Source organism: Pseudomonas sp. HMSC08G10 (genome assembly GCF_001808425.1).
GTDB lineage: Bacteria > Pseudomonadota > Gammaproteobacteria > Pseudomonadales > Pseudomonadaceae > Aquipseudomonas > Aquipseudomonas guariconensis.
The window spans coordinates 1,955-2,577 of record NZ_KV793338.1 but is presented as its reverse complement, the minus strand read 5'-3'; the positions used below and the strand labels follow the sequence as shown (position 1 = coordinate 2,577).

Below are 623 nucleotides of genomic sequence, written 5' to 3'. Positions count from 1 at the left end.
ATCAACATCGTCGACGACGTGCCCAAGGCCAACGCCGACTCGGCCAACGTACGCGTGGGCGACACGGTGAGTGGTGATGTGCTTTACAACGATGTCCTGGGTGCGGACAAGGTCATCGATGGCAACGTCGTGGTCGGGGTGCGCGCCGGCAGCGACACCTCGACTTCCGCACATGGCGATGTCGGCACTCAGGTCATGGGTAACTACGGCTACCTGGTCATCAACGCCAACGGCTGGGCGACTTACCACGCCAACCCCAACAGCGTGCCGGGTGCCGGTGCCACCGACACCTTCGTCTACACCATCCGCGACGCCGATGGCGACGAGAGCACCACGACCGTCACTCTCAATGTGCAGGGCAATCCGCTTTCGGTGATCGGCCCAGACCGCGATGTAACGGTTTATGAAAAAGCCCTGGACCTGAATCAGGATGGCAAGGACCTGGCGGCTGGCAACGTCACCGGCAGCGACCCAACCTCCACGGGTGAGACCGGGACAGGCACCCTGGTCGGTGCGGTGCAAGGCGGGGTCGGTGCGTTGACCTACACCTTGGTGGGCAATACCGCCGGGCAATACGGTCAGATTCATCTGAACGGAGACGGCACCTACACCTACACCCTGAC

At 62.4% G+C, this 623-nt stretch carries 1 protein-coding gene; it reads left to right on the top strand.

The genetic code is table 11. The features are described 5' to 3' along the window. On the top strand, positions 1-623 hold a 623-nt coding region (locus HMPREF3173_RS24740), incomplete at both ends, for an Ig-like domain-containing protein (protein WP_218188859.1).